Source organism: Bradyrhizobium yuanmingense (assembly GCF_029167105.1).
Taxonomy (GTDB): Bacteria; Pseudomonadota; Alphaproteobacteria; order Rhizobiales; family Xanthobacteraceae; genus Bradyrhizobium; species Bradyrhizobium yuanmingense_A.
Map to the genome: position 1 here is coordinate 244,247 of NZ_JARFML010000005.1, position 24,627 is coordinate 268,873.

General features: G+C 67.0%; 17 protein-coding genes. 3 read left to right on the forward strand and 14 right to left on the reverse strand.

Annotated features, from left to right (window positions below):
- Positions 1-29 precede the first annotated feature (29 nt).
- The 10 genes from addA to ubiE all read right to left on the reverse strand — a co-directional run bounded on the left by addA (position 30) and on the right by ubiE (position 16,662).
- A complete protein-coding gene (gene addA, locus P0R31_RS09305) occupies positions 30-3,539 on the reverse strand; it encodes a double-strand break repair helicase AddA (protein ID WP_275513808.1) in 3,510 nt (1,169 codons plus the stop codon).
- Positions 3,533-6,679 (reverse strand): double-strand break repair protein AddB, encoded by a 3,147-nt coding sequence (gene addB / locus P0R31_RS09310; RefSeq protein ID WP_275513809.1) that lies wholly within the window; start codon positions 6,677-6,679, stop codon positions 3,533-3,535. Before addB ends, addA begins: the two co-directional genes overlap by 7 nt.
- Before the next feature lie 209 nt (positions 6,680-6,888).
- Positions 6,889-7,611, reverse strand: a complete 723-nt coding sequence (locus tag P0R31_RS09315) for a nucleotidyltransferase family protein (RefSeq protein WP_275513810.1) — start codon at positions 7,609-7,611, stop codon at positions 6,889-6,891.
- Positions 7,612-7,729: 118 nt separating this feature from the next.
- On the reverse strand, positions 7,730-8,047 hold the full coding sequence (locus P0R31_RS09320; protein ID WP_225129558.1) for a PilZ domain-containing protein: 318 nt from the start codon (positions 8,045-8,047) through the stop codon (positions 7,730-7,732).
- Positions 8,048-8,134: 87 nt separating this feature from the next.
- A complete protein-coding gene (tsaE, locus tag P0R31_RS09325; protein WP_275513811.1) occupies positions 8,135-9,652 on the reverse strand; it encodes a tRNA (adenosine(37)-N6)-threonylcarbamoyltransferase complex ATPase subunit type 1 TsaE in 1,518 nt (505 codons plus the stop codon).
- Positions 9,649-12,153 carry a sensor histidine kinase gene (locus P0R31_RS09330; RefSeq protein ID WP_275513812.1) on the reverse strand — a complete coding sequence of 835 codons (2,505 nt, stop codon included), beginning with the start codon at positions 12,151-12,153 and terminating at the stop codon, positions 9,649-9,651. The genes tsaE and P0R31_RS09330 overlap by 4 nt, the downstream gene beginning before the upstream one ends.
- Before the next feature lie 207 nt (positions 12,154-12,360).
- Positions 12,361-12,819 (reverse strand): dUTP diphosphatase, encoded by a 459-nt coding sequence (gene dut, locus P0R31_RS09335; protein WP_275513813.1) that lies wholly within the window; start codon positions 12,817-12,819, stop codon positions 12,361-12,363.
- Entirely contained in the window at positions 12,816-14,258 is a 1,443-nt protein-coding gene (gene coaBC, locus P0R31_RS09340) for a bifunctional phosphopantothenoylcysteine decarboxylase/phosphopantothenate--cysteine ligase CoaBC (RefSeq protein ID WP_275513814.1), read from the reverse strand. Before coaBC ends, dut begins: the two co-directional genes overlap by 4 nt.
- 71 nt (positions 14,259-14,329) lie before the next feature.
- The gene (gene ubiB, locus P0R31_RS09345) at positions 14,330-15,904 is read right to left on the reverse strand and encodes a 2-polyprenylphenol 6-hydroxylase (RefSeq protein ID WP_275513815.1); all 1,575 of its coding nucleotides are present in this window, start codon (positions 15,902-15,904) and stop codon (positions 14,330-14,332) included.
- Positions 15,901-16,662: a bifunctional demethylmenaquinone methyltransferase/2-methoxy-6-polyprenyl-1,4-benzoquinol methylase UbiE gene (ubiE, locus tag P0R31_RS09350; protein ID WP_260373446.1), complete on the reverse strand. Its 762-nt coding sequence runs from the start codon at positions 16,660-16,662 to the stop codon at positions 15,901-15,903. The genes ubiB and ubiE overlap by 4 nt, the downstream gene beginning before the upstream one ends.
- 81 nt (positions 16,663-16,743) lie before the next feature.
- Here ubiE and mutM point away from each other — a divergent pair, with 81 nt between their 5' ends.
- Complete coding sequence (mutM, locus tag P0R31_RS09355; RefSeq protein WP_275513816.1) at positions 16,744-17,625, forward strand: bifunctional DNA-formamidopyrimidine glycosylase/DNA-(apurinic or apyrimidinic site) lyase; 882 nt, start codon at positions 16,744-16,746, stop codon at positions 17,623-17,625.
- 175 nt (positions 17,626-17,800) lie between these two features.
- Here mutM and P0R31_RS09360 read toward each other — a convergent pair whose 3' ends face one another.
- Positions 17,801-18,544, reverse strand: coding sequence for a ParA family protein (locus P0R31_RS09360; protein WP_275513817.1), 744 nt, complete (start codon positions 18,542-18,544; stop codon positions 17,801-17,803).
- Positions 18,545-18,914: 370 nt separating this feature from the next.
- A complete protein-coding gene (locus tag P0R31_RS09365; protein WP_275513818.1) occupies positions 18,915-20,273 on the reverse strand; it encodes a serine protease in 1,359 nt (452 codons plus the stop codon).
- 261 nt (positions 20,274-20,534) lie between these two features.
- Between P0R31_RS09365 and P0R31_RS09370 the strand changes: the two genes are divergently transcribed.
- A complete protein-coding gene (locus P0R31_RS09370; protein ID WP_275513819.1) occupies positions 20,535-21,338 on the forward strand; it encodes a HesA/MoeB/ThiF family protein in 804 nt (267 codons plus the stop codon).
- 9 nt (positions 21,339-21,347) lie between these two features.
- Here the strand turns inward: P0R31_RS09370 and P0R31_RS09375 are convergent, their stop codons facing one another.
- Complete coding sequence (locus P0R31_RS09375; RefSeq protein WP_275513820.1) at positions 21,348-22,355, reverse strand: aldo/keto reductase; 1,008 nt, start codon at positions 22,353-22,355, stop codon at positions 21,348-21,350.
- A gap of 113 nt (positions 22,356-22,468) precedes the next feature.
- Here P0R31_RS09375 and P0R31_RS09380 point away from each other — a divergent pair, with 113 nt between their 5' ends.
- Positions 22,469-23,380, forward strand: coding sequence for a LysR family transcriptional regulator (locus P0R31_RS09380; RefSeq protein WP_275513821.1), 912 nt, complete (start codon positions 22,469-22,471; stop codon positions 23,378-23,380).
- A 3-nt stretch (positions 23,381-23,383) separates the two neighbouring features.
- Here the strand turns inward: P0R31_RS09380 and P0R31_RS09385 are convergent, their stop codons facing one another.
- Complete coding sequence (locus P0R31_RS09385; RefSeq protein ID WP_225129577.1) at positions 23,384-24,385, reverse strand: 2-hydroxyacid dehydrogenase; 1,002 nt, start codon at positions 24,383-24,385, stop codon at positions 23,384-23,386.
- Between the last annotated feature and the right edge of the window lie 242 nt (positions 24,386-24,627).

Here is a 24,627-nt window from a genome sequence, read left to right on the forward strand (position 1 = left end):
GGAATCGCGCCCGGGATCATGTGGTGAACCTATGAACGGCCCCTTGCCGGGTCAAGGACGCTCACACCGAGATGAAGGGATGCCAGCGCCGCGTCCAGCGCGGGGGCCGAAATCTCCATATATTCAAGGGTCTCGGTCCAGAGCAGGACGGCCCTGACCGGCTTTTGGGGATAAAGCCGCGACAGCACCGCCCGGTACAGCGCAAGCTGGCGGACATAGGTCGCCGGCGCCTCGGCCGCGCTTTTGGGCGCTGCCTGGTTGGTCTTGAAGTCGACGATCAGGACCTCCTCGGGGCGCACGACCAGCCGGTCAATCTGCCCCGACACCAGGGCCGGGGCGCGGCCCGGCCGCTCCAGCCGCCCGGCGATGGCGACCTCTGCCCGGCTGCCGGCGGCAAAGACGGGCGCGAAACGCGGGTCCGTGATCAGGGCGAGCACCTTGTCGGCCAGTGCGATGCGATCGGCCTCCGGCCAGTCCGCGGCGTTGCGCGCCATGAAGCCGAGCGCGGCCTCGCGCCGGCGCTCGCCGGCGATCTCGGGCAGCGATTGCAACAGCCGATGCACCAGCGTGCCGCGCTGCAGCGCCAGCGCGCGCGACTGCACCGATTCGCCCGATCGGACGCTGCGGCCCTCCTCGGCAGACTGGCCCGAGGGGCGCACCGGATCCTCGTCAATGGTCTCGCGCGGTGCCGGTGTCCGCAGCCAGTCCGGGAGCGCGATGATCTGGTGCACGGAGGCCGCCGGCGCGCCCAGCGCCGCGACGTCCTCCGGACGGGCGAACCGCGTCACCTTGCCGAGCGGGGTCTCGATCACCTGCTGGTCGAGGCCCGAGCCTTTGAGCCCGGTGTCGACGAGGTCGTACCAGCTCAGCTTGCGCACCGTCTTCATGTTGCCGGGCATGCAGCCGCCGACGATCAGCCGATCGGCCGCGCGCGTCATCGCGACATAGAGCAGGCGGCGATATTCGTCCTCGGTCTCCTCCAGCATCGCCTTGCGCGCCTCGGCGACAGGCTTGGGATCGTCAGCCTTGCGGCCGGCCCAGACCACGACCTCGCCGCCATTGCCGCGCGGCACCTGGATCAGCCGCAGCCGCTGCGAGTCCGCGGGCGAGGACGTGGTGTCGACCATGAACACGACCGAGGCCTCGAGGCCCTTGGCGCCGTGCACGGTCATCACGCGGACCTCGTCGCGCGAGATCTCCATGTCGCGCTTCACCTCGGTGTCGGCCGAGCGCAGCCAGGCCATGAAGCCCTGCAGCGAGGCCGGCGCCTTGCGCTCGTAGTTCAGCGCAAGCTCCAGGAATTCGTCGAGCGCGTCATTGGCCTCGTGGCCGAGCCGGCGCAGGATGCGCGCCCGCCCGCCGTCGCCGCCCAGCAGCCAGGCGTAGAAGGCGAACGGCGTCTCCTCTCGGGCGCGGATCTCGCAGGCTTCCAGGCGTTGCAATACCGTGGCGAATGTCTCGCTTGTGGCCGCGTGTTCGGCTAGCGCGCGGCGCAGCGAGCCCTTGCGGTCATGGGCCAACGTGAACAAATCGTCGTCGTCGAGGCCGAACAACGGGCTCTTCAGCGCCACTGCGAGCGCGAGATCGTCCTGCGGCAGCAGCAGCGCGTCGGCCAGGTTCATCAGGTCGATGATGGCGATGTGCTCGGTCAGCTTGAGGCGGTCGGCGCCGGCGACCGGAACGCCGGCGTGCTTCAGCGCCTGGATCACGGCGTCGAATGCGTTGCCGCGCCGGCGCACCAGGATCAGCATGTCGCCATAGCGCAAGGGACGGCGCTCGCCCTCGTGCCCTGTCAGCGTGCCGCTCTCGACCAGCCGCTTGATCTCGGCCTGGATGCGGCGCGCCAGCTTGACCTCGGGGCTGGTCACGGCGACGCCGTCGAACGGCGCGCGCCAGCCCTCGATGTCCTGCCGATCGTCGGCCTCCGCGAGATCCCACAGTTCGATCACGCTCGGGCCGGCATCGCCGAGCGCGTTGTGCAGGGGATGGCCGATCTCGACAGAATGGATGCTCTTGTAGATCGCGGGATCGCGGAAGACGTGGTCGACCGAATGCAGGATCGTCGCGCCCGAGCGGAACGAATAGGTGAAGGCGACCGGATCGAACTTCAGCCCGGCCGCCGTGAACTTGCGGTGCAGCTCGCGCCGTCGCGCGTCGAATTCGTGCGGCGCCGCGCCCTGGAACGAGAAGATCGACTGCTTCTCGTCGCCGACCGCAAACACCGTGCGGTTCAGCCCCTCGCGCGCGCCTTCGCCGGCCGTGAACTCGGAGATGATGTGCGCGATGATGTCCCATTGCCGCGGGCTGGTATCCTGGGCTTCGTCGATCAGCACGTGATCGACGCCGCGGTCGAGCTTGTAATGCACCCAGCCCGAGGCGATCCGGTCCAGCATCGCCAGCGTCTTGTCGATCAGGTCGTCGTAGTCGAGCAGCCCCCGCTCCTGCTTCTCGCGGCGGTAATTCGCGGCAGCCGCGGTCGCGATATGCAGCAGGGCCGCGGTGCGGTCCCGAACCGTCACGGCGCGGCGCTTCTCGATCAGCCCGGCCAGCCGCAGCGACTCGGCTTCGAACAGGCGGGCGACGGACGGATTGTGATCGCAGAACTTCTTGGTCAGCACCGCCTTGCGCGGCAGCTTGTCGTCGGTGAGGAACACGGACAGATAGGCGTCGACCTGATCGCTGCCGGAAAACGCCTTCGCCGCACGCAGCCGCCCGGCCTGGTCATTGTCGGATTTGCTGCCGTCCTCCAGCGCGAAGGCGATCTCGTCCCACCGCGCGTGCGGCAGGAACGGGCCGTCGAGAATCTCCGTCTCGACGGCCTCGATACGGTCTGCGACGTCAACGCCCAGCACCGCAGCCATCTGCGCGGCAGCGGCTTCCGCGTTGCCGGCCTCGTCGGTCCAGGCCATGAAATGATCGCGGCTGAGGCACGCCTCGCGCACGACCTCCTTGAAGGTGACATCGGCGGCGCTCGCCATCGCCGTCAGCAGCGCGCGGCCGGTAACGCTCTCCGGATCGCGCGCGGCTTCCAGCAGCACCTTCAGATTGGCGCGCTCCATCATGTCGGTCTGGTCGCGCTCGTCGATCACGGCAAAGCGCGCGGGAACGTTGGCCTCGAACGGAAATTGCTGGAGCAGGCGGGTGCACAGCGCGTGGATGGTCTGCACCTTTAGCCCACCCGGCGTCTCCAGCGCGCAGGCGAACAGTTTTCTGGCGTCGCGGCGCAGTTTTGCGCCGGGATGCGGGATGCCGACTGCGCGGATCGCCGCGTCGAGCGCATCATCGTCGAGCGTCACCCAATGACCGAGCGTGGTGAACACGCGCTCGGCCATGTTGGCGGCGGCAGCCTTGGTGAAGGTGATGCAGAGGATCTTCTCCGGCGGCACGCCTGATAGCAACAGGCGGATCACGCGCTGCACCAGCACATGCGTCTTGCCCGAGCCGGCATTGGCCGAGACGAAAGCCGATGCAGTCGGATCGGAGGCACGCGCCTGCCGCGCGCGAACCTCATCGGGGATGGGGCGCGGCGCCTTCACCATTCCTCGATCCCCAATCCGCCGGCCGCAGACCATTCCTTGATCCGGGCGAGATCGTCATAGGTGCCGTAGCGGTTCGCCCACATCGGCAGGTTCAGCGAGGTATAGGCCTGGTTCTCGTCCTCGAAGGCGCGGATCAGCGCTTCCAGCTTGGCTCTTGCCTCGGCCGCCGCGGTGTCCGGCGGCTGCGGCTCCTCGCCCGGCTTGTACTTGAGCTCGAGGATGCGCTCCTCGCCCGGTGGGTTGTTGCCGCTGAGGCGGACATAGACGAGCTGGCTCACGGAGGCGCCGGCATCGATACCGGGAAAGCCGCCCTCGCGCAGGATCGCGGCTTCCAGCGTCAGCTGCGGCGACAGGCCCATGCGGACCTGCTTGCCGGTCGGCGGCTGGCCGGTCTTGTAGTCGAGGATGGCATAGCCGCCGCCCTTGCGGCGTTCGATGCGGTCGGCGCGCGCAGAAAGGCGGAAGCTGCGCTGAGGATCCAGCATGATCGAGATCTCGCCGCGGGTCTCCGCGACGATCGCCTCGATCACATCGCGCCGCGCTGCCTCCCATTCGCCGAACCAGCGCGCGATGCGCTGGAAGCGCGGCCACCACAGCGCCCGTGCCTCGGGCCGCTCCATCAGCGGTGCAAAGTGCTTCTCGCCGATCGCGCGCAGAACACGCGCGGGATCGTCCGGCAAACGCGTCGCATAGCTTTCCGTGAATTCGCCGATGGCATCGTGAATCGCCGAACCGCGATCGGCGGCCGAGAGCGGCATGTCGACCGGGTCGAGCGCATCGAGCCGCAAGATGCGTTTGGCGTAGATCGTGTAGGGATCGCGCAGCCAGTCTTCGATCTCGGTGACCGACATCTTGAGCGGCCGTGTCGCGCGTGGCGGTCGCGGTTCCGGCTGCTTGATCGGCTTGACGTCGTCGGGCTGGTCGAGCGCCGCGGCGAACTGCACGTATGTCTCGCCGGCGCGAACGGCCGCCTTCCAGAGCTCGTCGCCGGCGACCGCCTCGAGCCGATGCAGGAAGCGCGAGGCCACCGCCGGCGCGCCGCCGGCCTTGGCGGAGTGGGTGAGAATCACCTCGTCGCCGCCAAGCAATTGCGCGAAGTCATGGGCGGACAGGCCGATACGGCGCTCCGGCAGATCGAGCCCGAGCTCGTGCCGCATCGGCCGGCTGAGCCAGGGATCGATGCGCGGTGCCGGCGGCCAGACGCCTTCGATCAGGCCGCCGACGATGATGCGGTCGGACTGCATCAGTCGCGATTCCAGCGGGCCGTAGATTTGCAGCCGTGCGCCCGGCCTGTCCCGCCGCCGCACCGCGCGATCGCCGAAGGCGGTCTGGAACACGTCCGCGTAGTCCGCTAGCTGCACCATCAATCCGCTGGTCGTGCCGCCGCGCAAGAGATCGTCGAAGGCGCCGGCGAGCGCGAGACCATCGCGATCCTCGAAAGCGAGCGGAATGCCCTGCTCGTCGCGCGACAGCTCGATCATGATCTCGCGATGGCGATGCGCGAGCTCGGCGAAATCATAGGATTTCGAGGGCGGCAGGCTCTCGATCGGGGCCAATGCCTTTTGCAGGGCATCGATCAGAGCCTGGATGCGATCGAGATCCTCGGCCTTGAGACGCGCCCGCGGCTCGGCGCGATGCAGCGCGGAGACCTCGCTGCGCCACAGCTTTGCCAGCTCCTCGCGGAAGCGGCTGAACTCGCGCAGGAGGCCGGCCGTGCTCGCAGGCGGACGCGTGCCGCGCAGCACCGCAAGCTCCAGGCTCTCGATTGCCATCTTCCATGCGCCCGGCGCGCGGCCGAGCCGGCACAGCGGATGCTTCAGCATCGCCAGCAGCGTCGGCGGCTCCAGGCCCTTGGTGGCGGCCTCTGCCGCAAGGCGCGCAAACGTGCCGGCGGAGGTTTCCATCAAGACGTCGCCGCCGGAATCGTCGAAGGCGAGATCCCATCGGGTTAGCGCCGCCATCACCCGCCGCGCCAGCGCGCGGTCGGGCGTCACCAGGGCAGCCGACTTGTCGAGATGGCGCGCCTCGCGCATGGCGATGGCGATGGCGAGCGCTTCCATTTCAGGGTTGGGCGCTTCGACCACCGTGAGGTTCTTCATGCCGCCCGCGATCTTCGCGGCGACATCGGGATGTTTCAGCCGGTCGTGCCAGACCTCGGTCTTGGCGGACGGCCGCATCGATTCCGACGCGAGCAGGTCGCGGCCGTCTTCCGCTGGCGGCTGCAAAATCTCGACGTCGCTGCGCTTGATGCCTAAGCGTTGCAGCAGCGCATTCATGGCGTATTGCGGATGGTTCGAGGCCGGATGCTCCGCGAACTTGCCAAGCGCGTCGCGCACGCCGCCGATGCTGCGCCAGGCGTCGTCGTCGAGATCGGTATCGAGGCCCGGCAGCACCACGGCGCCATGCGGCAGCAACGCGACCGCATGGAGAAATTTTGCGGTGGCCGGCATCGAACCGGTCGAACCCGCCGCAACCACGGGGCCATTTGGATGCGCGGTCAAGCGCCTCGCTTCCGCGGCGATCAGAAGATCGCGCCGCGCGGCCGGCTCGATCCGATTGATCTCGGCGAGATGATCGGGCCAGGCGATGCGGGCGATGCGCAGGAATTCGAGCGAGTGCTGCCAGTAGCGGTCGAGATTATCGGGCACGAGGCCGTCGAGCGCGCTCCAGTCGACGCCGCGCGTCACCATGTCGTCGATCAGGCGCGCGAGATCGGAAGCCAGCGCCAGCGTCGAGGCGGGACCGCCCACCACCAGCGGCGCCAGCACCGGGCCCTTGGCCCAGGCGGCGACGAGCTGCGCCAGCGTCAGGCGCCGTTCGAGCTCGCCCAGGCGCGGCGGAATGTCCAGCGGCGCGGTCCCGGAAAACTGCTCGCTCTCGCCCGCGAAAGCGAGCTCGTCCTCGTCGATGTCGCCGAGCGCAACGATGCGCGGCAGCACGACGGCATCCGCCTTCATCTCGTCGAGGAAGATCTCGCGCACGACCCGCATGGCACGCCGCGTCGGCAGATACAGCGTGGCATCCGCCAGCCGCGCCGGTTCCTTGCGCGCTTCGAATCCCTCGACCAGCCGGCCATCGAGCAGGGCCGAGACCACCGTGCGCAGGAACGGAACTGAGATGGGAACGCTGAAGACGCGCATGGGCTGCCTGATTCGAAGGATCAGGCAATATAGGGAGACGGGGTCAAATGGTCATGGGTGGAGGAGGAGTCGTCCCCACTGTTCGCCGGACCGTTACAGGTCTCGTAGGGTGGGCAAAGCGAAGCGTGCCCGCGCATTTTGGAGAGAGATGGTGGGCACGGCGCAAGAGCGCCTTTGCCCACCCTACCGCACCGTCTTCGAGGCAGCCCCTACGCCACGCTCTCCAGAAACGCCTCTTCCGCGGCGTGCACGGCATCGGGCGTGCCGACATGCATCCAGACGCCGTCGAGGCGCAAGCCGAACAGCCGTTCCTGCTCGCCCGCGCGATCGAACATCTTCGTCAGCGAGAATTCGCCCTTGGGTGCGTCCACGAAGATCGCGGGCGACATGATCGCGGCGCCGGCATAGACGAACGGGACGACCTCCTTCTCCTTGCGCTTGCGCAAGGCGCCGTCGGGCAGCATGCCGTAATCGCCGCGGCCGCCATAGCCGATGCTGGTCGCGGTCGGCGCCATCAGCAGCAGGATATCCATTCGATCGGGATCGAAGTTTTCAGCGAGCCGCAAAAGGTTGGAGCGCACACCGTCGATCCACAGCGTGTCGGAATTGACGTGGAAGAACGGCGCATCGCCGAGCAGCGGCAGTGCCTTGACGACGCCGCCGCCGGTGCCGAGCACCTGGTCGCGCTCGTCGGAGATTGTCACGCGCGGAAGCTGGCGTGATGCGACGTGGTCAATGATCTGGTCCGGCAAATAGTGCACGTTGACCACCGCCTCGGTCACGCCGGCCTGGCCGAGCTTGTCGAGCACGTGGTCGAGCAACGGCTGGCCTGCGACCGGCACCATCGGCTTCGGCATCTTGTCCGTCAGGGGGCGCATGCGCAGGCCAAACCCTGCGGCGAGCACCATGGCTTTGGTCGGTTTGACGGACATCCTTCCCCTTTTCAGACCTTTCGCGTTCGCAGCAATCCTAACACGAGGCTCGATCTGCCGCACCGCATCTCAACCGCCTTAACCACCCGCCGTGACGGTTGTACGACGGGTGTTGCCGTCACGCCCCAACGGCTGTGGAACGTACCTTCTTCTTCTTGTCGCCGATCTTGAGGAAATTGACGCCGATCTGGTCGCCATTGACCCAGGCCAGCTCGCAACGCCGGTAGGCGAGCCCTGTGGACGACAGCAGGAGAAAGAATTCCTTCAGATGCAGGCCTTCGACCGAGCCGTCGATGGTCAGCTTGGCGCCGGTCTCGGAGACGTCCTCCATGGTGCAGTCGCGCCGCCAGGTGCCGTCGATTCCCATCATCTGGGCCGAAAACCCGCGCTCAAAAATAACCCGGCTATTTCCGCGCTGATCCGCTTTCGCTGCCATCTGCCCCGCTCCAGCCCCGCAATGTTCCGGCTCCCTCGGCGCCAGAATAGCGACATCTTGGCTAACGGCCGGTAAATCGGTCCTGAATCAGCCCGGCGGCGGGACGTTGGCGAGATACCAGTCGCGCAGATGGGCGAGCGCGGGATGCGCCAGCGAGCGCTGGAGATAGGTCCAGATCCGCGGCTGATGGCGCAGGTAATGCGGCTTGCCGTCGCGGCGGTTGAGCCGGGCGAAGGTGCCGAGCAGGCGCGTGTTCCGCTGCGCCGACATGATCGCGTAGAGCTCGGCGAAGCCGGCGGCGTCGAAGCTCGTGTCCTGCGCCCGCCGCGCCTTGATGTAGCGCGACAGCAGCGTCAGCTCGATGGTCTCGGGTACGTCGATGCGGGCGTCCTGGAGCAGCGACACCACGTCGTAGGATTGCGGCCCCAGCACGGCGTCCTGGAAATCGATCACGCCGACGCGTTCGACACCGTTGCGCTCGCCGAGCCAGATCAGATTGGGCGAGTGATAATCGCGGATGATCCACGTCCTCGGCGCCGCCAGCGGCCTCTTCAGCAATTCGCGCCACATCGCAAAAAATTCCGCGCGCGCCTCGTCGCTCAGCGGCGCGTTGCGATCGGGCAAATACCATTCCGGCATCAACCCGATCTCGATCAGCAGCGCTTCGACGTCGAAGACGGGGATCGCGTAGGTCTGCCCGTCTAGCGGCAGCGTCTCCGGTAGCGTCTTGCCGTGCAGCATCGCCAGCACGTCGGTGGCGGCTTCGTAGCGCTCGAGAATCGGCCGCGGCGGATCGCCCTCGATCACGCCCTCGCTGCCGAAATCCTCGGAGATCAGAAAGCCCTGGTCGAGATCGAAATGATGGATCGCAGGCGCGGAGATCCCCTGCGCCCGCAGCCCTTCGTCGATGGCGACGAAGGGTTTTACGTTCTCGGCCAGATGCACCGCGGCGCTGTAGGATTTTCCGTGGTAGAGCGCCGCGCCGTCGGGCCGCTGCGGGAAGTTCATGAGGATGACGATTTCCTCGTCGCGCACGAGCCGCGCATAGGAGCGCGTCGAGGCGTCGCCCGGCATGCGCTTGCGCGTGGCATCGATGTAACCGGATGCGTCGAGGAATTCGCGCAGCGCCTTCAGCCGCGCAACTGTAGCTGCGCCCTTGCCGTGACCGGTGATGTCGGCGGCGCGCGCACTCGAGCCCAGCGCCGGCCGGTGCGTCAGCGCGATGTCGATGCGGTCCTCGGGCATTGCGGACGGTGCGCGCTCCGGCCATTCGATCAGCACCAGCGTGGCATCGGGCAGCGGCGACAGCCCGATCTCCTCGAGCTCGCTCTCGTCCTCGACACGGTAGAGATCGGCATGCAGCACCGGGAAGGGCGGCAGCTCGTAGCCCTGCACCAGCGTGAAGGTCGGGCTCGGCACTTCCAGCGCATCGTCACCGGCGAGATAGCGGATCAGGCTGCGCGCCGCCGCGGTCTTGCCGGCGCCGAGATCGCCGGTGAGGGTGATGACGTCCCCGGGGCCGACCAGCAGCGCGAGGTCGGCCATCAATTGCGCCGTGGCCGTCTCGTTGTGAAGCGCGACGGAGAATGTGGTTGTTTCCGTCATTCGGCGGCGTCGCGATGCGCCGCCTGGTCGGTCGGGAAATCGCAGATCACGACCGTGCCGCGGCCGACGATCGAATCCACCCGCACCTTGCCGCCATGCAGCTCGACGAAGGAGCGCACCAGCGACAGGCCGAGCCCGGCGCCGCGGTGACGCGAGCCCTGCGAGCGGCTTTCGAACCAGTTGAACACCTTGTCCTTCATGTCGGCAGGTATTCCAGGGCCCGAATCTGTCACGGTGAAGACCACGCTGCGTTCGGTGCGCCGCGCGCTGATGCCGACGGTGGAATCCTGTGGAGAAAACCCGACGGCGTTGGCGAGAAGGTTATAGAGCACCTGCACCACGCGCTTCTCGTCGCCGACGAAGCTGCCGACGTCGGGCGCGATCTCGACCTTGAGGCGGATGCGGTCGGTGGCGAGCCGGTCCTGGATACCCTCGGCGGCAAGCTCGATGGCCTTGCTGACGTCGACCTGCCCGAGTTCCAGCTTCATCGCGCCGGCGTCGATGGTGGCGAGATCCAGGATGTTGTTGGTGAGCGCGAGCAGCGCGTTGGTCGATTTGGTGACGTAGTCGAGATATTCGGCCTGCTTCGGCGTCAGCGGTCCGGTCGAGGGATCGCTGAGGAAATGCGCAAAGCCGATGATGGTGGTGAGCGGCGAGCGCAGCTCGTAGGAGACGTGGTGGACGAAATCCACCTTCATCTGGTCGGCCGCCTCCAGCGCCTCGTTGCGCTCGCGTAGCGCGCGCTCGACATTCTCGGTGTCGGTGATGTCCTGGAACGTCAGCATGGTGGCGCCGTCCGGCAGCGGCCGGATCATGCCGTCGAGCACGCTGCCGTCCTTGCGCTCCAGCTTCAGCGGCACGTCGGCGCGGTTCTCGATCGCGGTGATGGCCTCGCGGATCTGGCGCCAGACTTGCGGATCGTCGAACAGCTGATGGCACCAGCCTTCCACCGTCTGGATATGCGGCTCGTCGCGCATGGCATCGCTCGACAGCTTCCACATCCGCACGAAGGCCGGATTGAACAGCTGCGCCTTGCCGTTGCTGCCGAACACCGCGACGCCCTCGGCGAGGCTGTCCAGCGTCTCGCGCTGGACGCGGATCAGGCCGTCGAAGCGGCGGGCGAGGTCGAGGCTTTCGGTGACGTCGTCGAACAGGTAGGTGACGCCGCCTTCCGGGTTCGGCGTGGTGACGACCGAGAGCGCGCGGCCGTCAGGCAGGAACCAGGTGTCCTTGGCAGTCTCGACCGCGCGATAGGCCTCGTGCAGCTTGGCCTTCCAGGCGCGGAAATCCGGCTGCTCCGGCAATTTGCGCGCGGCGCGGAGCTGGTCGAGCACGCTGGAATCGTCCGGATGGGCGTCGAGGAAGTTGCGATCCAGATCCCACAGCCGGCGATAGGAATCGTTGTAGAAGGCAAGGCGCCGCTGGCCGTCGAACACGGCGACGCCGGAGGAGAGCTGGTCGAGCGTGCGGCGGTGCGCTTCCGCCATGCGCACCAGCGCCGAGCTCAGCGCATCCGCCTCGCTGGCATCGATGGCGACGCCGACGCTGCCGCTGCCGACATTGACGGCGCGCACGTCGTAGATGCGCCGTTCGCCGCCGACGACGATCGGCAGCCGCGAGGTGAAATTGGCGGCGTCCTTGAGCCCCCGCTCCATCGCATTGCGGTCGTCGCTGTCGAGCAGCTCGAGCTTGCGCTCCTGGGCATCGATGGCGCTGGTCGCCTCGGTGGCGCGCACATAGGCCGGGTTGGCGTAGGTCAGGGCGCCGTTCTCCCCCTTCGCCCAGATCGGCCACGGTGCGGCCGCGGCAAAGCCGCGAAGCATCTCGGTCTCGTCGGAGAGCGCCTTGTAGCGCAGATGGGTCTCGGCCAGATCGCGGCGGAGGCCCGAGAGCTCGCGAATGCGGACGATGGCCTGGCCGCCGATGGCGCGCCCGATCGCTTCCAGCATATGGCCGTGCGCGGTGGTCAGCGTCAGCTGGAACCCGTCGCCGCGCTCGCGCAGTGCGTCGACCGCATGGTCCATCAGCAGCGCCGGCTCCGGCGGCAGCCAGGTTCCAAACGCCAGCACGCGCTGCGGCGAGGAATCGCGCGGCAGCACCAACGCGATATCGCCGGAAATCTGCGCGCGGTTGTCGCCCGCCGGCCACGAGATCAGGATCTGCGGCTCGGCGAACAGCAGCGCGCCGAAGCGGTCGGCCTGGAGCTGAAGTTCCCCGATCCGCGCGCGCAGCCGCGCCTCGTTCTTCGCCGTGCGCACCCGCGTCCGCATCAACAGGATCGCGGCCATCACCGAGAAGCCGAGCAGGGCCAGCGCGGTGGCGAGCACCGCGAGTTCCTGCCGGTTGAAATCCATCACGAGGGAGAGGGTGTCGATGAGGTCGGCGGCCTTGGCCGGCGCAGCCGGCAGCAGCGCTGCGAGAGCGCCTCCCACCAAGCCGTTGCGCGCCAGCGATGTGCACGACAACAGCGTCCGACGCATCGACACGATCACGCCTGACATAGTTGCCCCAAGACGCGGAAATTCAAGACCGCACGAATTTGCGCGCGGCGACCCCCCGTCGCGCGCGAATCAAAAGACAATACCCTCACCGCGACTCCGCCGGTAAGAGTCCAGATCGTGAACGCAAAGGCGGCCCCAAAAAAATGCGGGGCGTGCGGTTCCAAGGCGCGTGGTTCCGCGGATGATTTCGGCTGGAGTTGTCTTGGGTTAGCGCCCCGTCGAGCCAAAACCGCCGGCGCCGCGACCGGTCGCCGACAAGGTGACGACGGGAACCAGCGCGGCCTGCAGCACCGGCGCGATCACCATCTGCGCGATGCGCTCGCCGCGCTTGATCACGAAAGGCGCGGTGCCGTGATTGATCAGGATCACCTTGATCTCGCCGCGGTAGTCCGCATCGATCGTGCCCGGCGAATTCAGCACGGTGACGCCGTGCTTGGCCGCCAGCCCCGAACGCGGCCGCACCTGCGCCTCGTGTCCGGGCGGCAAGGCGATGGCAAGGCCCGTCGGCACCAGCGCGTATTGGCCTGGTGCGAGCGTCATGGGCTCGTTGTCCGGCACCGCCGCCATCAAATCCAGGCCGGCGGCCTCGCTGGTCTGATAGGTCGGCAGCGGCAGGCCCTCAGCGTGGGCGAGGCGTTGCAGCTCGACGGTAATCTCGGTGCTCAAGATGCGGACTCCAGGGATTTGCCGGTCACGCTCTTCGCGATCTGCGCGACCAGTTCGATGGCGACCTGTTCCTTGGTCATCGCCGGCCAGGAATCAACTGCAATCTCGCCGTCCTGCGCACCGGTCTTGCGGCTGAGCAGGTGGACCGTGTTGCGGTCGCCGCCCATCACGCCGGTGGCGGGCGAGACGTCGTTGGCGACGATCCAGTCGCAGCCCTTGCGCGCGAATTTTGCTTTGGCGTTGTCGATGAGGTGCTCGGTCTCGGCGGCAAAACCGATCACGAGCCTCGGGCGCTTGTCGGTGAGCTTGGAGATGGTGGCGAGAATGTCGGGGTTCTCGACCAATTGCAGCGGCGGCATGCCGGCCGCGGTCTTCTTCAGCTTTTGCTCGCCTTCATTGGCGACGCGCCAATCGGCGACCGCGGCGGCGAAGATCGCAACGTCAGCGGGGAGTGCGGCCTCGACCTGCTCCAGCATCTGCCGCGCCGATTCGACATGCTTCACCGTCACGCCCGGGGGATCGTCGAGGTCGACCGGACCGCTCACCAGAGTAACCTCGGCGCCCGCGGCCTGCGCAGCGGCGGCAATGGCAAAGCCCTGCTTGCCGGAGGAACGGTTGGCGATATAGCGCACGGGGTCGATCGCCTCGTGGGTGGGACCGGCGGTGATCAGCACGCGCTTGCCGGCGAGGGGCTTCGGCGTCGGCGGCCGCAGCAGGCGCTCGGCGGCATTGGCGATCTCGATGGCTTCCGACATACGGCCCGTTCCGGCTTCGCCGGCTTCGGCCATCTCGCCTGCATTCGGGCCGATCAGCACAACGCCGTCGCGCTGGAGCTGCGCGACGTTGCGGCGCGTCGCCGCGTTGCTCCACATCAGCGGATTCATCGCCGGGGCCAGCAGCACCTTGCGGTTGGTCGCGAGCAGGATGGCGCTGGCGAGATCGTCGGCATGACCGTTCGCCATCTTCGCCATCAGGTCGGCCGTGGCCGGCGCCACCACGATCAGGTCGCAGTCGCGCGCGAGGCGAATATGGCCGGCATCGAACTCGCTCTGCGGGTCGAACAGGTCGGTATAAACGCGCTCATGCGACAGGGCGCTCGCGGCCAGCGGCGTCACGAATTGCTGCGCCGCCTTGGTCAGCACGCAGCGGACCTCGATACGGCGCTCCTTCAGCCTGCGGATCAGGTCGAGCGACTTATAGGCCGCGATCCCGCCGCCGATGATCAGGGTGACGCTGGCCTCGGGAAGGGCGCCGGTGCGCTGCGGCGTCGGGGCGGCGTAGGGCACCGCAAACGGCGTCAGCGGCTCCTCGCGGCCCTCGATCAGCTCCCGCAGGATGACCCGGACCTCCTCCTCGACCGACCTGTGGTTCTTGGCCGATCGCAGCCGCAGATAGGTTTTGACGGCGTCGTCGAGCTTGCGGATGGTCAGGCTTGCCATGACGCCCTCCGGCATGGAATGATAGCGATGCTATCACTCACGTGATTGCAATGCAATCAAGCTTTTGGCCATCATAGGTTCCGGACGGCAATCAGAATCCCGATGAAGGTCGCGGCAATGATCCAGAGCGCCACGGTGCGCCAGCGGTTCTTGCGGCCTTCGCTGCGTCCCATCGCCGCGATGCTCTCCGGCGACAACCTGATGCCCTCCCGCGTCATGGTCTCGAGCTGCTCGAGCACCTTCACCGACCGCTCGGCGATCTCAGGCAGGCGCATCAAGACCCGCGCGATGTCCCCGGTGCCGGCGAGCGCGCCCTCGATGCGGCCGATGGGTCCGAGATTGCGCTCGATCCATTCGCGCACCACGGGGTCGGCGATCCGCCAGATGTCGAGCTTGGGATCGAAGCCGCGCGCCACGCCCTCGACCACCACCATGGTCTTCTGCAGCAGGATCAGCTCGGGCCGCGTCGTCATGTCGAACAGGCCGGTGACCTCGAGCAGCAGCGTGAGCAGCCGCGCCATCGAGATCTCTTCCGCCGTGCGGTTGTGGATCGGCTCGCCGATGGCGCGGATGGCTTGCGCAAAATTCTCGACCGAATGATGCGCGGGCACATAGCCGGCCTCGAAATGCACCTCGGCCACGCGGCGATAATCGCGGGTGATGAAGCCGAGCAGGATCTCGGCGAGGAAGCGCCTCTCCTTCATGCCGAGCCGGCCCATGATGCCGAAATCGACCGCGACGAGGCGGCCGGCGTCATCGAGGAACAGATTGCCCGGATGCATGTCGGCGTGGAAGAAGCCGTCACGCAGCGCGTGGCGCAGGAAGCTCTGGATCACCTTGCGGCCGAGATCGGGCAGATCGACCCGGGCCTCGGCGAGGCGCTTGTGATCGTTCAGCGCGATGCCGTCGATCCATTCCATCGTCAGCACGTTGTGCGTGGTGCGGTCCCAGTCGACGGCGGGCACGCGGAAATCGGGATCGTCGCGCGTGTTCTCCGCCATCTCCGACAGCGCGGCAGCCTCTAACCGCAGGTCCATCTCCATCGCGACCGAGCGCGACATGGTGTTGATGACCTCGATCAGGCGCAGGCGCCGCGCCTCGGCCGAATAGGCCTCTGCCTTGTGCGCGACGTAGAAGAAATCGGAGAGATCGCGGCGGAAGCGCGCGGCGACGTTGGGTCTCAGCACCTTGATCGCGACGGACTTGCGGATGCCGTCGCGCACCACCTCGCCGCGATGCACCTGCGCGATCGAGGCCGCCGCGACCGGCGGGCCGAAGCTCACAAAGATGTCCGTCAGCGGCCGTTCCAGCGAGGTCGCGATCGTGGCCTCGGCTTCCTGCTGCGGAAACGGCGGCAGGCGGTCCTGCAGGCTTTCGAGATCGCGCGCAATGATGACGCCGACCACGTCGGGGCGCGTGGCCAGGAACTGGCCGAGCTTGAGATAGGCCGGGCCCATCCGCGTCAGCGCGCGCGAGATCCGCGGTCCCTGCTTGGCGCCACGGCGCTCGATGATGCGCGCCAGCTTCAGCGCGAGCTGTCCCGGCGGCGGCACCAGGCTCGGATCGACCGCGCCGAACACGCCTTCGTGCGCAAACACGAACGCGGCGCGGATCAGGCGCGCAATGTGGGTGACGGCAGAGATCACAAACGCCAGCCCGAATGCAGTGCGACGATGCCGCCGGAGAGCGTCTGCCAGCTGACGCGGGCAAAGCCGGCCTCGCGGATCATGTCGGCGAAGGCGGCCGGCTTTGGAAATTTGCGAATGGACTCGACGAGATATTGGTATGATTCGGCGTCGCCCGTGACCATGCGCCCGAGCGGCGGGATCACTTTGAACGAGAACAGATCATAGAGCTTGTCGAGGCCGGGCATCTCGACGGTGGAGAATTCCAAACACAGGAAGCGGCTGCCGGGCCTCAGCACGCGATAGGCCTCGCGCAGCGCAAGGTCGATCCGCGGCACGTTGCGGATGCCGAAAGCGATCGTGTAGGCATCGAAGCTGCGGTCGGCGAAGCCGAGCGCCTCGGCGTTGCCTTCGACGAAATCGACCTGGGTGTCCAAATGACGCTTGGCGGCGCGTTCGCGCCCCACGGCCAGCATGTCCGGGTTGATGTCGCACACCGTGGCGTGGAAGCCGGGGCCGGCTGCCTTGGCGGCGCGGAACGAGATGTCGCCGGTGCCGCCGGCGACGTCAAGCAGCGCGAACGGCCGGTCGCCCCTCGGCGGATCCAGCGCGGTGATCATGATGTCTTTCCAGACCCGGTGCAGGCCGCCGGACATCAGGTCGTTCATCAGATCATAGCGCGACGCCACGCTGTGAAACACATCGTTCACCAGCGTCTGCTTGTCCCCGAGGGGAACGTCCCTGAAGCCAAAATGCGTGGTTTCGCCCGGCCGATCCATTACTCTACTCCACTCGGCGGACCATAGCCTGCCCGCCGCAATGGCGCTATCACACCGCCCTCATAAGGTGAATGCCCGACCATGCCTGAATTGCCCGAAGTCGAGACCGTCCGCCGCGGCCTTCAGCCCGTGATGGAGGGTGCGAAAATCCTCGACGCTGAGGCCCGCCGGCCGGATTTGCGCTTTCCGTTCCAGCCCGACTTCGTGGCCCGGCTCAAGGGGCAGGTCGTCACGGGCCTCGGGCGCCGTGCAAAATATCTCGTGGCCGATCTCGCCTCCGGCGACGTGCTCCTGATGCATCTGGGCATGTCGGGCTCGTTCCGCGTCATCAAGCCGGACAACGAGGCTCAGCCCGGCGAGTTTCACTATCCAAAGGCCAAGGATTCCGCCCACGACCACGTGCTGTTTCGGATGTCCTCGGGCGCCGACATCGTCTTCAACGATCCGCGCCGCTTCGGATACATGAAAGTGATTGCGCGTGGCGCGCTCGAAGACGAGCCGCTGCTGCGCGGCCTCGGCCCCGAGCCGCTCGGCAACGAATTCGACGCCGCGATGCTGGCGCGCTCCTGCCAAGGCAAGACCACGAGCCTGAAGGCCGCGCTGCTCGACCAGCGCGTGGTGGCCGGGCTCGGCAACATCTATGTCTGCGAGGCGCTGCACCGCTCGCATCTGTCGCCGCGGCGCATTGCTGCGACGCTATCCACCAAGAAGGGCGAGCCGACGGATCATGCCAAGCGCTTGGTCGGTGCGATCCACACCGTGCTGAACGATGCCATCAAGGCCGGCGGCTCCAGCCTGCGCGATCACCGCCAGACCACCGGCGAGCTCGGCTATTTCCAGCACTCGTTCAAGGTCTACGACCGCGAAGGCGAAAAATGCACGACGCCGCGTTGCGGCGGCACGGTGAAGCGCTTCACGCAGAACGGCCGGTCGACGTTCTGGTGCCCGAAATGTCAGAAGTGACCATCGGGATTGCCGCAGAGAGACCGTGAGTCTCGGCGAGGGCGACGATCTCACCCCGCCGTCATTGCGAGCGCAGCGAAGCAATCCGGCCGGGCTGGTGGCCGGACTGCTTCGTCGCTCGGGCTCTTTCACCGGATGGCGAAGAGCCCGGCTGTCGTCCGAGCGATCGCTCCGCTCAGGACGCCAGTGTCGTGGTCTCGTCCGCGGCCTGTTCTGCGGCGATCTGCAGCATGCCGTGCGCAGCCGAGATGACCTGGTCGATCAGGACATTGGTGGTGGCTTCGAGCTCGAGCCGGGTCTCGATCCAGCGCCACAGGCCGCGGATCTCGTCCGCCGATTTTCCGTTCGGGGCGAATTCACTCACGGCAAGGCCGCTCGCAAGCGCGTCCTGGTGATCGTTGCGCATCACGATCAGCGGACGCGCGAGCACATCAGCAAGATCGAGCGCGGCTTCCTCGGCGAGCGCGGTCGCGGCGTTGTCGATGCGCTGGCCGCGGATCGGCGTCTGGTTGAGCACGAAGCTGTAAGGCCGCTTCCAAGCGCGGGCGACGCTGAGCGTCGAGACGGTCGCCTCGATGTCGGCGACGCTGGGACGGGCCGGGATCAGGCAGAGGTCGGAATGGCGGATCGCGGCCGTGGTGGCGGCGCTGAGGCCGGCCGCGGTGTCGATGATCGCGATCTGGAGGCCGCTATCGGCAAGCATCTTGAGACGCGGCGCGATGTCGGCGGCGTGATAGATCGGCTCGACGACGAGATCGTCGGTCAAGCGGCGGCGCTGCCAGTTGGAGAGGGTGCCCTGCGGGTCGGTCTCGATCAGGCGGACGGTGAAGCCGGCCTGCTTGGCAGCCACTGCGAGTCCGACGGCGAGCGTGCTCTTGCCGCTGCCCCCCTTTTGGGTGGCCAGTACGATCGTGTGCATTGAAGATCAATCCTTTGGAGTGCTGGGTCAGGAAAACGCCACGCGAACGTGCATCGCTTCTGGATGCTGAGCGCTTCTCGCTCAGGACGTGCCGGCCCGATCCAAAGGGGATCGCGGAGGTCCGAATCAACGGTAATGATGGTGGCGGAATCGCGAATGCCAGCGAATCCGTACCACTACCGGCTCCGTAGTCGTACGTAAGGCGCATGTGCAACCGTGCCCCGGACAAAGCGCAGCGCGATAGCGATGCGCTGCAGAGCCGGGGCCCCGAAGCCGCTTGCTCGGAATTTGAGGACGCACGGGTCTCAGCGGGGCGGCATTTCATGCCGCACCGCGTCCGGGACACGAGGATGGAGACGTCGGCAGCGCCCTACTTCCGCACGCAGATCACGCGCACGACGGCGGCCTTGGCATCGGTGGACGTGCCATTCGCGGCGACCCCGTTCGCCTTCAGAAATCCGCGCACCGCCTCGGCGGAGACCATCAAAGCCTGTGACGCCGGGATCGAGGTCGCAGGTCCTGCGACCATGGCCGGCTTCAGCAGCGCGACGCCGGCGAACTTGCCGTCGGCGTCGACGGCCGGGCTGCCGGAGAAGCCGACCGCCGGCGGCGGCGAGAGCGTGGAATTGCTGCTCATCGCCGGCGTCAACGCGGCCTTGAGGCTCGACACCGCGGCCGCGCCACCCTGGCTTTGCGGGTCGGCGATGCCGACGACATCGACATTGGTCTTCGCGGCCCCTCCGGCGAGGCTGAGCGGCTTCAGGTCGCGCGCGCCGTAGACATGCAGCAGCGCGAGATCGCGCTCCTTGTCCTCGGCGAGACGGTCGGCGCTGCCATGGCCGGCGATCGTGATCGCAAGGCAGCCGTCGGTGACGAGGCGGTCGGTGACGATCGCGCCGTCCTCGCTGACGACGATGCCGGTGCCGTATTCGACGTTCCGGCGCGGCGGCGGCCCGGCCAGCGGCCCCGACGGAAACGCGTTGAACGCGCTCGACATCGCGATCACGACCGGCTCGACAGTATTCTCCGTCGCCTGGTCGTAGAGGATCGTCATGGTGCGGACCTCGTCGCCCTTGAAGCTGCCGCGGACGTAGAACTTCTTCAGGCCCTGCAAGCCCGACAGCACGAAGAAGTCGGGCTTCACCACGGTGTACTCGACCTTGCGCCCGGACGGCTCCTTTTCGAGATCGGCGAGCTTGGCCGAGGTTGGGTTCGTCTCCTTGCGCCGGCTGAGAACCACCTGCACCGTCCCTGTCGGCGAGGTCCATTTCGAGCCGTTGGCGTCGCTTGCCTGCTGCGGCACCAGCTTGCCGGGAATGCCGAGCCGGGCGCCGCTGGTCGGCTCCGTCACGATCTTCCAGCCGACGCTCTCCTGCTTCTTGCGTGCCGCATCGGCGAGCGCGGTGCGCTCCTGCGGATTGAGCACGCCGGTCGGCTTGCCGCCCTTGGCCTTCTGGTACTCCTTGATGGCGTTGACCATGCGTTCGCTGACGTCGCCGGTGATGGCGCCGTTATATTGTCCGACCCAGGCGAGGTCGGACTGCAGCGCCAGCCGCTCGGCTTTTGCCATGGCATCGGCGGTCGCCGACGGGGTCTGCATTGCGGGAGGTTGGACCGGGACGGTCTGTACCGTTTTCGGCTTGGTGCCGGCGACGGGCGATGTGGTCATCTGGGCGTTCGCGCCCGTGGCGGCCGTAAACATCAAGGTTGCCGCAAGCATCGATCTCATGACAAATCCAGCCAGCCCATTGAACGCCAAAACATTGAAAAGCGTGCCATTCAAGCACATCTCGTTGGTCGCGAACAACGTAGTGGTGGTTCAGGGCCGTAGAGGCCGCGAACTGAGATCCTCATCCTGAGGAGCGGCCTCAAGGCCGCGTCTCGAAGGATGGCCGCGGCGAAATCGGGGCCCGCATGGTTCGAGACGGCGCTTTGCGCCTCCTCACCATGAGGGTTGAGAGCGGCGGCTTGGTAGGAGAGGCGTACGACGATGCTGAGCCCGGACGAACTCGAACGCTATGCCCGCCACATCGTCCTGCGCGACGTCGGCGGCCCCGGCCAGGCCGCGCTGAAGCGGGCCTCGGTGCTGGTGATCGGCGCCGGCGGGCTCGGCGCGCCTGCGTTGATGTATCTGGCCGCCGCCGGCGTCGGCACGCTCGGCGTGGTCGACGACGACGTGGTGTCGCTGTCCAATCTGCAGCGCCAGGTGATCCATACGACGCCCGACATCGGCCGGCACAAGGTCGAGAGTGCGGCCGAGCGGATCGCAGCGCTCAACCCACATGTCCGCTTCATCGGTCACGCCACCTGGCTCAACGCGGATAACGCGCTCAGCCTGATCGGCGATTACGACCTCGTGCTCGACGGCTCCGACAATTTCTCGACGCGCTATCTCGTCTCCGACGCCTGCTTCTTCGCCAAGCGGCCGCTGATCACTGCGGCGCTCGGCACCTTCGACGGCTCGCTCACCACCATCCGCGCGCATGAGACCAACGAGCAGGGCGAATTCAATCCGACCTACCGCTGCCTGTTTCCGGAAGCGCCGCCGCCCGGCACGGTGCCGGCCTGTGCGGAGGCCGGCGTCATGGGCGCGCTCGCGGGCGTGCTCGGCTCGATGATGGCGCTGGAGGCGATCCGTGAGATCGTCGGCTTCGGCGACGGCCTCGTCGGCCGCCTCCTGATGATCGATACGCGCGCGATGCGCTTCGAGACGCTGCGCTATTCACGCGATCCCGCCAATCCGCTCAACGGCGACGGGCCCGTGTTCGAGGATCTCAGCGTCCATCGCAGCTGATTGCCGCGGTTACGCCGTCGCCGGCTTCTCGCTGTCGAGATGCGCCATCTGCTCGGCGGCGTAGCGCGTTCCGGCCGCGATGTTGGGCGGAAATGCCTTGGCCAGCGCCGCAAGATGCACCGGCGTCAGCTTCACCTTCGTTGCGCCGAGCGCTTCGGTGAGACGGTTGCGGGTGCGGGCGCCAACCAGCGGCACGATCGCGTTGTCCTGTGCAGCGACCCACGCGATCGCAACCTGTGCCGGCGTTGCGCCGATCTCGTTCGCGATTGCGCGCAGCTGCTCCACCAGCGTGAGATTGGTGTCGAGGTTCGCACCCTGGAAACGCGGCGTCATCAGCCGGTAGTCACGGCCGGCCTTGCCTGAGTCCTTCGACCAGTGGCCGCTGATCAGGCCGCGCGCGAGCACGCCGTAAGCGGTGATGCCAATGCCGAGCTCGCGGCAGGTCTTCAGGATGTCGCGTTCGATGCCGCGCTCGATCAGCGAATATTCGATCTGGAGATCGGCGATCGGATGCACCGCATGCGCGCGGCGGATGGTGTCGGAGCCGACCTCGGACAGGCCGATATGCCTGACATAGCCGGCCTTCACGAGCTCGGCGAGACCGCCGATGGTCTCCTCGATCGGCACGTTGGGATCGAGACGCGCCGGGCGGTAGATGTCGACATAGTCGGTGCCGAGGCGCTGCAGCGAATAGGCGAGGAAGTTATTTGTCGCGGCGGGCCTCGTGTCGATTCCCGCGAATTCACCGGCGGGGCCGCGCAGCGCGCCGTACTTCACGCTGAGCTGCACCTTTTCGCGCGGCACCTCCTTCAGGGCGTCCCGCAACAGCATCTCGTTGTGCCCCATGGCGTAGAAATCGCCGGTGTCGAGCAGGGTGATGCCGGCATCGAGCGCCGCACGCACGGTGGCGATGGCCTCGCCGCGATCGGCGGGGCCGTAGACCTCCGACATGCCCATGCAGCCGAGGCCGAATGCGGAGACGGTCGGGCCGGTTGAACCGAGTTTGCGCTGTTCCATGATGATCATCCTCGAAAAGGCGGCCTGCGCCGCGTCACGAGGCCAGATATGAGTAGGTCCGATTGCGCCGATAAGCTGGACAATCCAGAATGCCTTGTTCACAGTGATGAACAATGGCTGAGCCCGATTTGCGCGATCTCGATGTCTTCGTGGCGGTTGCCCGCACCCGCAATTTCCGGCGGGCCGCGGTCGAAATTCGCGTGTCTGTATCGAGCCTTAGCCAGCGGTTGCGAGACCTGGAGGAACGTCTCGGCGTGCGCCTGATGAACCGCACCACCCGCAGCGTCGCGCTGACCGAGGCGGGCGAGCTGCTGCTGTCGCGCGTCGCGCCGGCGCTGCGCGATGTCGGCGATGCCCTGGATCAGGTCCGCGGCCTGCGCGGGGTCGCCTCGGGGCGCCTGCGCATCAACGCGCCGCCGCCGGCGGTCGATCTGGTGCTGGCGCCGATGGCCGGGCCGTTCCTGAGCGCTCATCCGCAGGTCGATCTCGACATCGTCAGCGAAAGCGGCTTCGTCGACATCGTGAGCGGGGGCTATGACGCCGGCGTGCGCTATGGCGAGCATCTCGCGCAGGACATGGTGGCGATCCCGCTGAGCGGCCCGCAGCGCTATGTCGCGGTCGCTTCGCCCGGTTACATCGCGCGGCGCGGCAGGCCGCTTCATCCGAAGGACCTGCTCGACCATGATTGCATCCGCGCACGCTATTCGAGTGGCGTCATGCACGATCTGGAATTCGAGAGAGCCGGGCAGGTCGTGAAGGTCAATCCGCCGGCGAAGCTGATCTCGACCAATATGAACCTTGCGATGCGCGCTGCGCTCGACGGCGTCGGCATCTGGGCCACGCTCGACGGCTATGTCGGCGATGCCGTGAAGTCGGGCGCTCTGATCAGCCTGATGGAGGAATGGTGCGAGCCATTTCCGGGCCCGTTCTTGTACTATCCGAGCCGGCGCCAGACACCGCCGGCGCTGCGCGCGTTCATCGATTTCGTCGCGGATTGGCGCAAGCGCGAAGGGCGCGGGACGTAAACCTCACAGCATGCTCGGCAGCACGCGGTCCGGCGGCTTATGGGCATCGAGGAAGGTGCGGATGTTGATGATCACCTTCTCGCCCATCTCGACGCGGCCTTCGATTGTGGCCGAGCCCATATGCGGCAGCAGCGTCACCTTGCCGGCTCTGGCGAGCCGCACCAGCTTCGGGTTGACCGCGGGCTCGTGCTCGTAGACGTCGAGGCCGGCGCCGCCGATCTCGCCGCCTTCGATCAGCTTGATCAGCGTGTCCTCGTCGGTGACCTCGCCGCGCGCGGTGTTGACGATATAGGCGTCTTTTCGGATCAGCTTCAGTCGCCGCGCCGAGAGCAGGTGATAGGTCGCCGGCGTGTGCGGACAATTCACCGAGATGATGTCCATCCGCGCCAGCATCTGGTCGAGGCTTTCCCAATAGGTGGCCCCTAACTCCTCGGCGATCACGGGGGCGACGGGACGGCGGTTGTGATAGTGGATCTGCAGGCCGAAGGCGCGGGCGCGGCGCGCCACCGCCTGGCCGATGCGGCCCATGCCGATGATGCCGAGGCGTTTGCCCCCGATGCGGTGACCGAGCATCCAGGTCGGCGACCAGCCGGGCCAGGGCTTGCCTTCGGTCAGGATCGAGGCGCCTTCGATCATTCGCCGCGGCACCGCCAGGATCAGCGCCATGGTCATGTCGGCGGTGTCTTCGGTCAGCACCTTCGGCGTGTTGGTGACGGTGATGCCGCGGGCATGGGCGGCTGCGACGTCAATATTGTCGACGCCGTTGCCGAAATTTGCGATCAGGCGGAGCTTGCAGTCGGGCTGGTTCACCACCTCGGCGCTGATGTGATCGGTCACGGTCGGAACCAGCACGTCGGCGGTGCGAGCGGCTTCCGCGATCTGCTCGGGCGACATCGGCGTGTCGTCGAGATTGATCCGCGCATCGAACAGCTCGCGCATCCGCGTCTCGATCGAATCCGGCAGCTTGCGCGTCACCACGACGAGGGGCTTTTTCTTCACCGACATGTCCTGCTCTCATGAGACATCGCAGGCCGCCTCTGTCGCCAAAGGCCGGTCGTTGAGGCCTCATTAACCCGGTTGTTCGACACTGCCCTTGCCGTGTCCGTCCCCGGCGTTTCCTCCAAGCTCACCCGACATTTCCGGCCGGAAAATCGGGGCCAATTGGTTGCTCAAGTGCCCGTTCTCTCTAGCAGAAGGCCGGGCCAAGACAAGAACCACGGCTCAAGGCTTGGAACCCGCGTGGGGCG

Bases quoted from the DNA above. Each gene is read 5' to 3' on its own strand.
- addA (WP_275513808.1), bottom strand. From the start codon at position 3,539: ATGGTGAAGGCGCCGCGCCCCATCCCCGATGAGGTTCGCGCGCGGCAG.
- addB (WP_275513809.1), bottom strand. From the start codon at position 6,679: ATGCGCGTCTTCAGCGTTCCCATCTCAGTTCCGTTCCTGCGCACGGTG.
- P0R31_RS09315 (WP_275513810.1), bottom strand. From the start codon at position 7,611: ATGTCCGTCAAACCGACCAAAGCCATGGTGCTCGCCGCAGGGTTTGGC.
- P0R31_RS09320 (WP_225129558.1), bottom strand. From the start codon at position 8,047: ATGGCAGCGAAAGCGGATCAGCGCGGAAATAGCCGGGTTATTTTTGAG.
- tsaE (WP_275513811.1), bottom strand. From the start codon at position 9,652: ATGACGGAAACAACCACATTCTCCGTCGCGCTTCACAACGAGACGGCC.
- P0R31_RS09330 (WP_275513812.1), bottom strand. From the start codon at position 12,153: ATGTCAGGCGTGATCGTGTCGATGCGTCGGACGCTGTTGTCGTGCACA.
- coaBC (WP_275513814.1), bottom strand. From the start codon at position 14,258: ATGGCAAGCCTGACCATCCGCAAGCTCGACGACGCCGTCAAAACCTAT.
- ubiE (WP_260373446.1), bottom strand. From the start codon at position 16,662: ATGGATCGGCCGGGCGAAACCACGCATTTTGGCTTCAGGGACGTTCCC.
- mutM (WP_275513816.1), top strand. From the start codon at position 16,744: ATGCCTGAATTGCCCGAAGTCGAGACCGTCCGCCGCGGCCTTCAGCCC.
- P0R31_RS09360 (WP_275513817.1), bottom strand. From the start codon at position 18,544: ATGCACACGATCGTACTGGCCACCCAAAAGGGGGGCAGCGGCAAGAGC.
- P0R31_RS09365 (WP_275513818.1), bottom strand. From the start codon at position 20,273: ATGAGATCGATGCTTGCGGCAACCTTGATGTTTACGGCCGCCACGGGC.
- P0R31_RS09370 (WP_275513819.1), top strand. From the start codon at position 20,535: ATGCTGAGCCCGGACGAACTCGAACGCTATGCCCGCCACATCGTCCTG.
- P0R31_RS09375 (WP_275513820.1), bottom strand. From the start codon at position 22,355: ATGGAACAGCGCAAACTCGGTTCAACCGGCCCGACCGTCTCCGCATTC.
- P0R31_RS09380 (WP_275513821.1), top strand. From the start codon at position 22,469: ATGGCTGAGCCCGATTTGCGCGATCTCGATGTCTTCGTGGCGGTTGCC.
- P0R31_RS09385 (WP_225129577.1), bottom strand. From the start codon at position 24,385: ATGTCGGTGAAGAAAAAGCCCCTCGTCGTGGTGACGCGCAAGCTGCCG.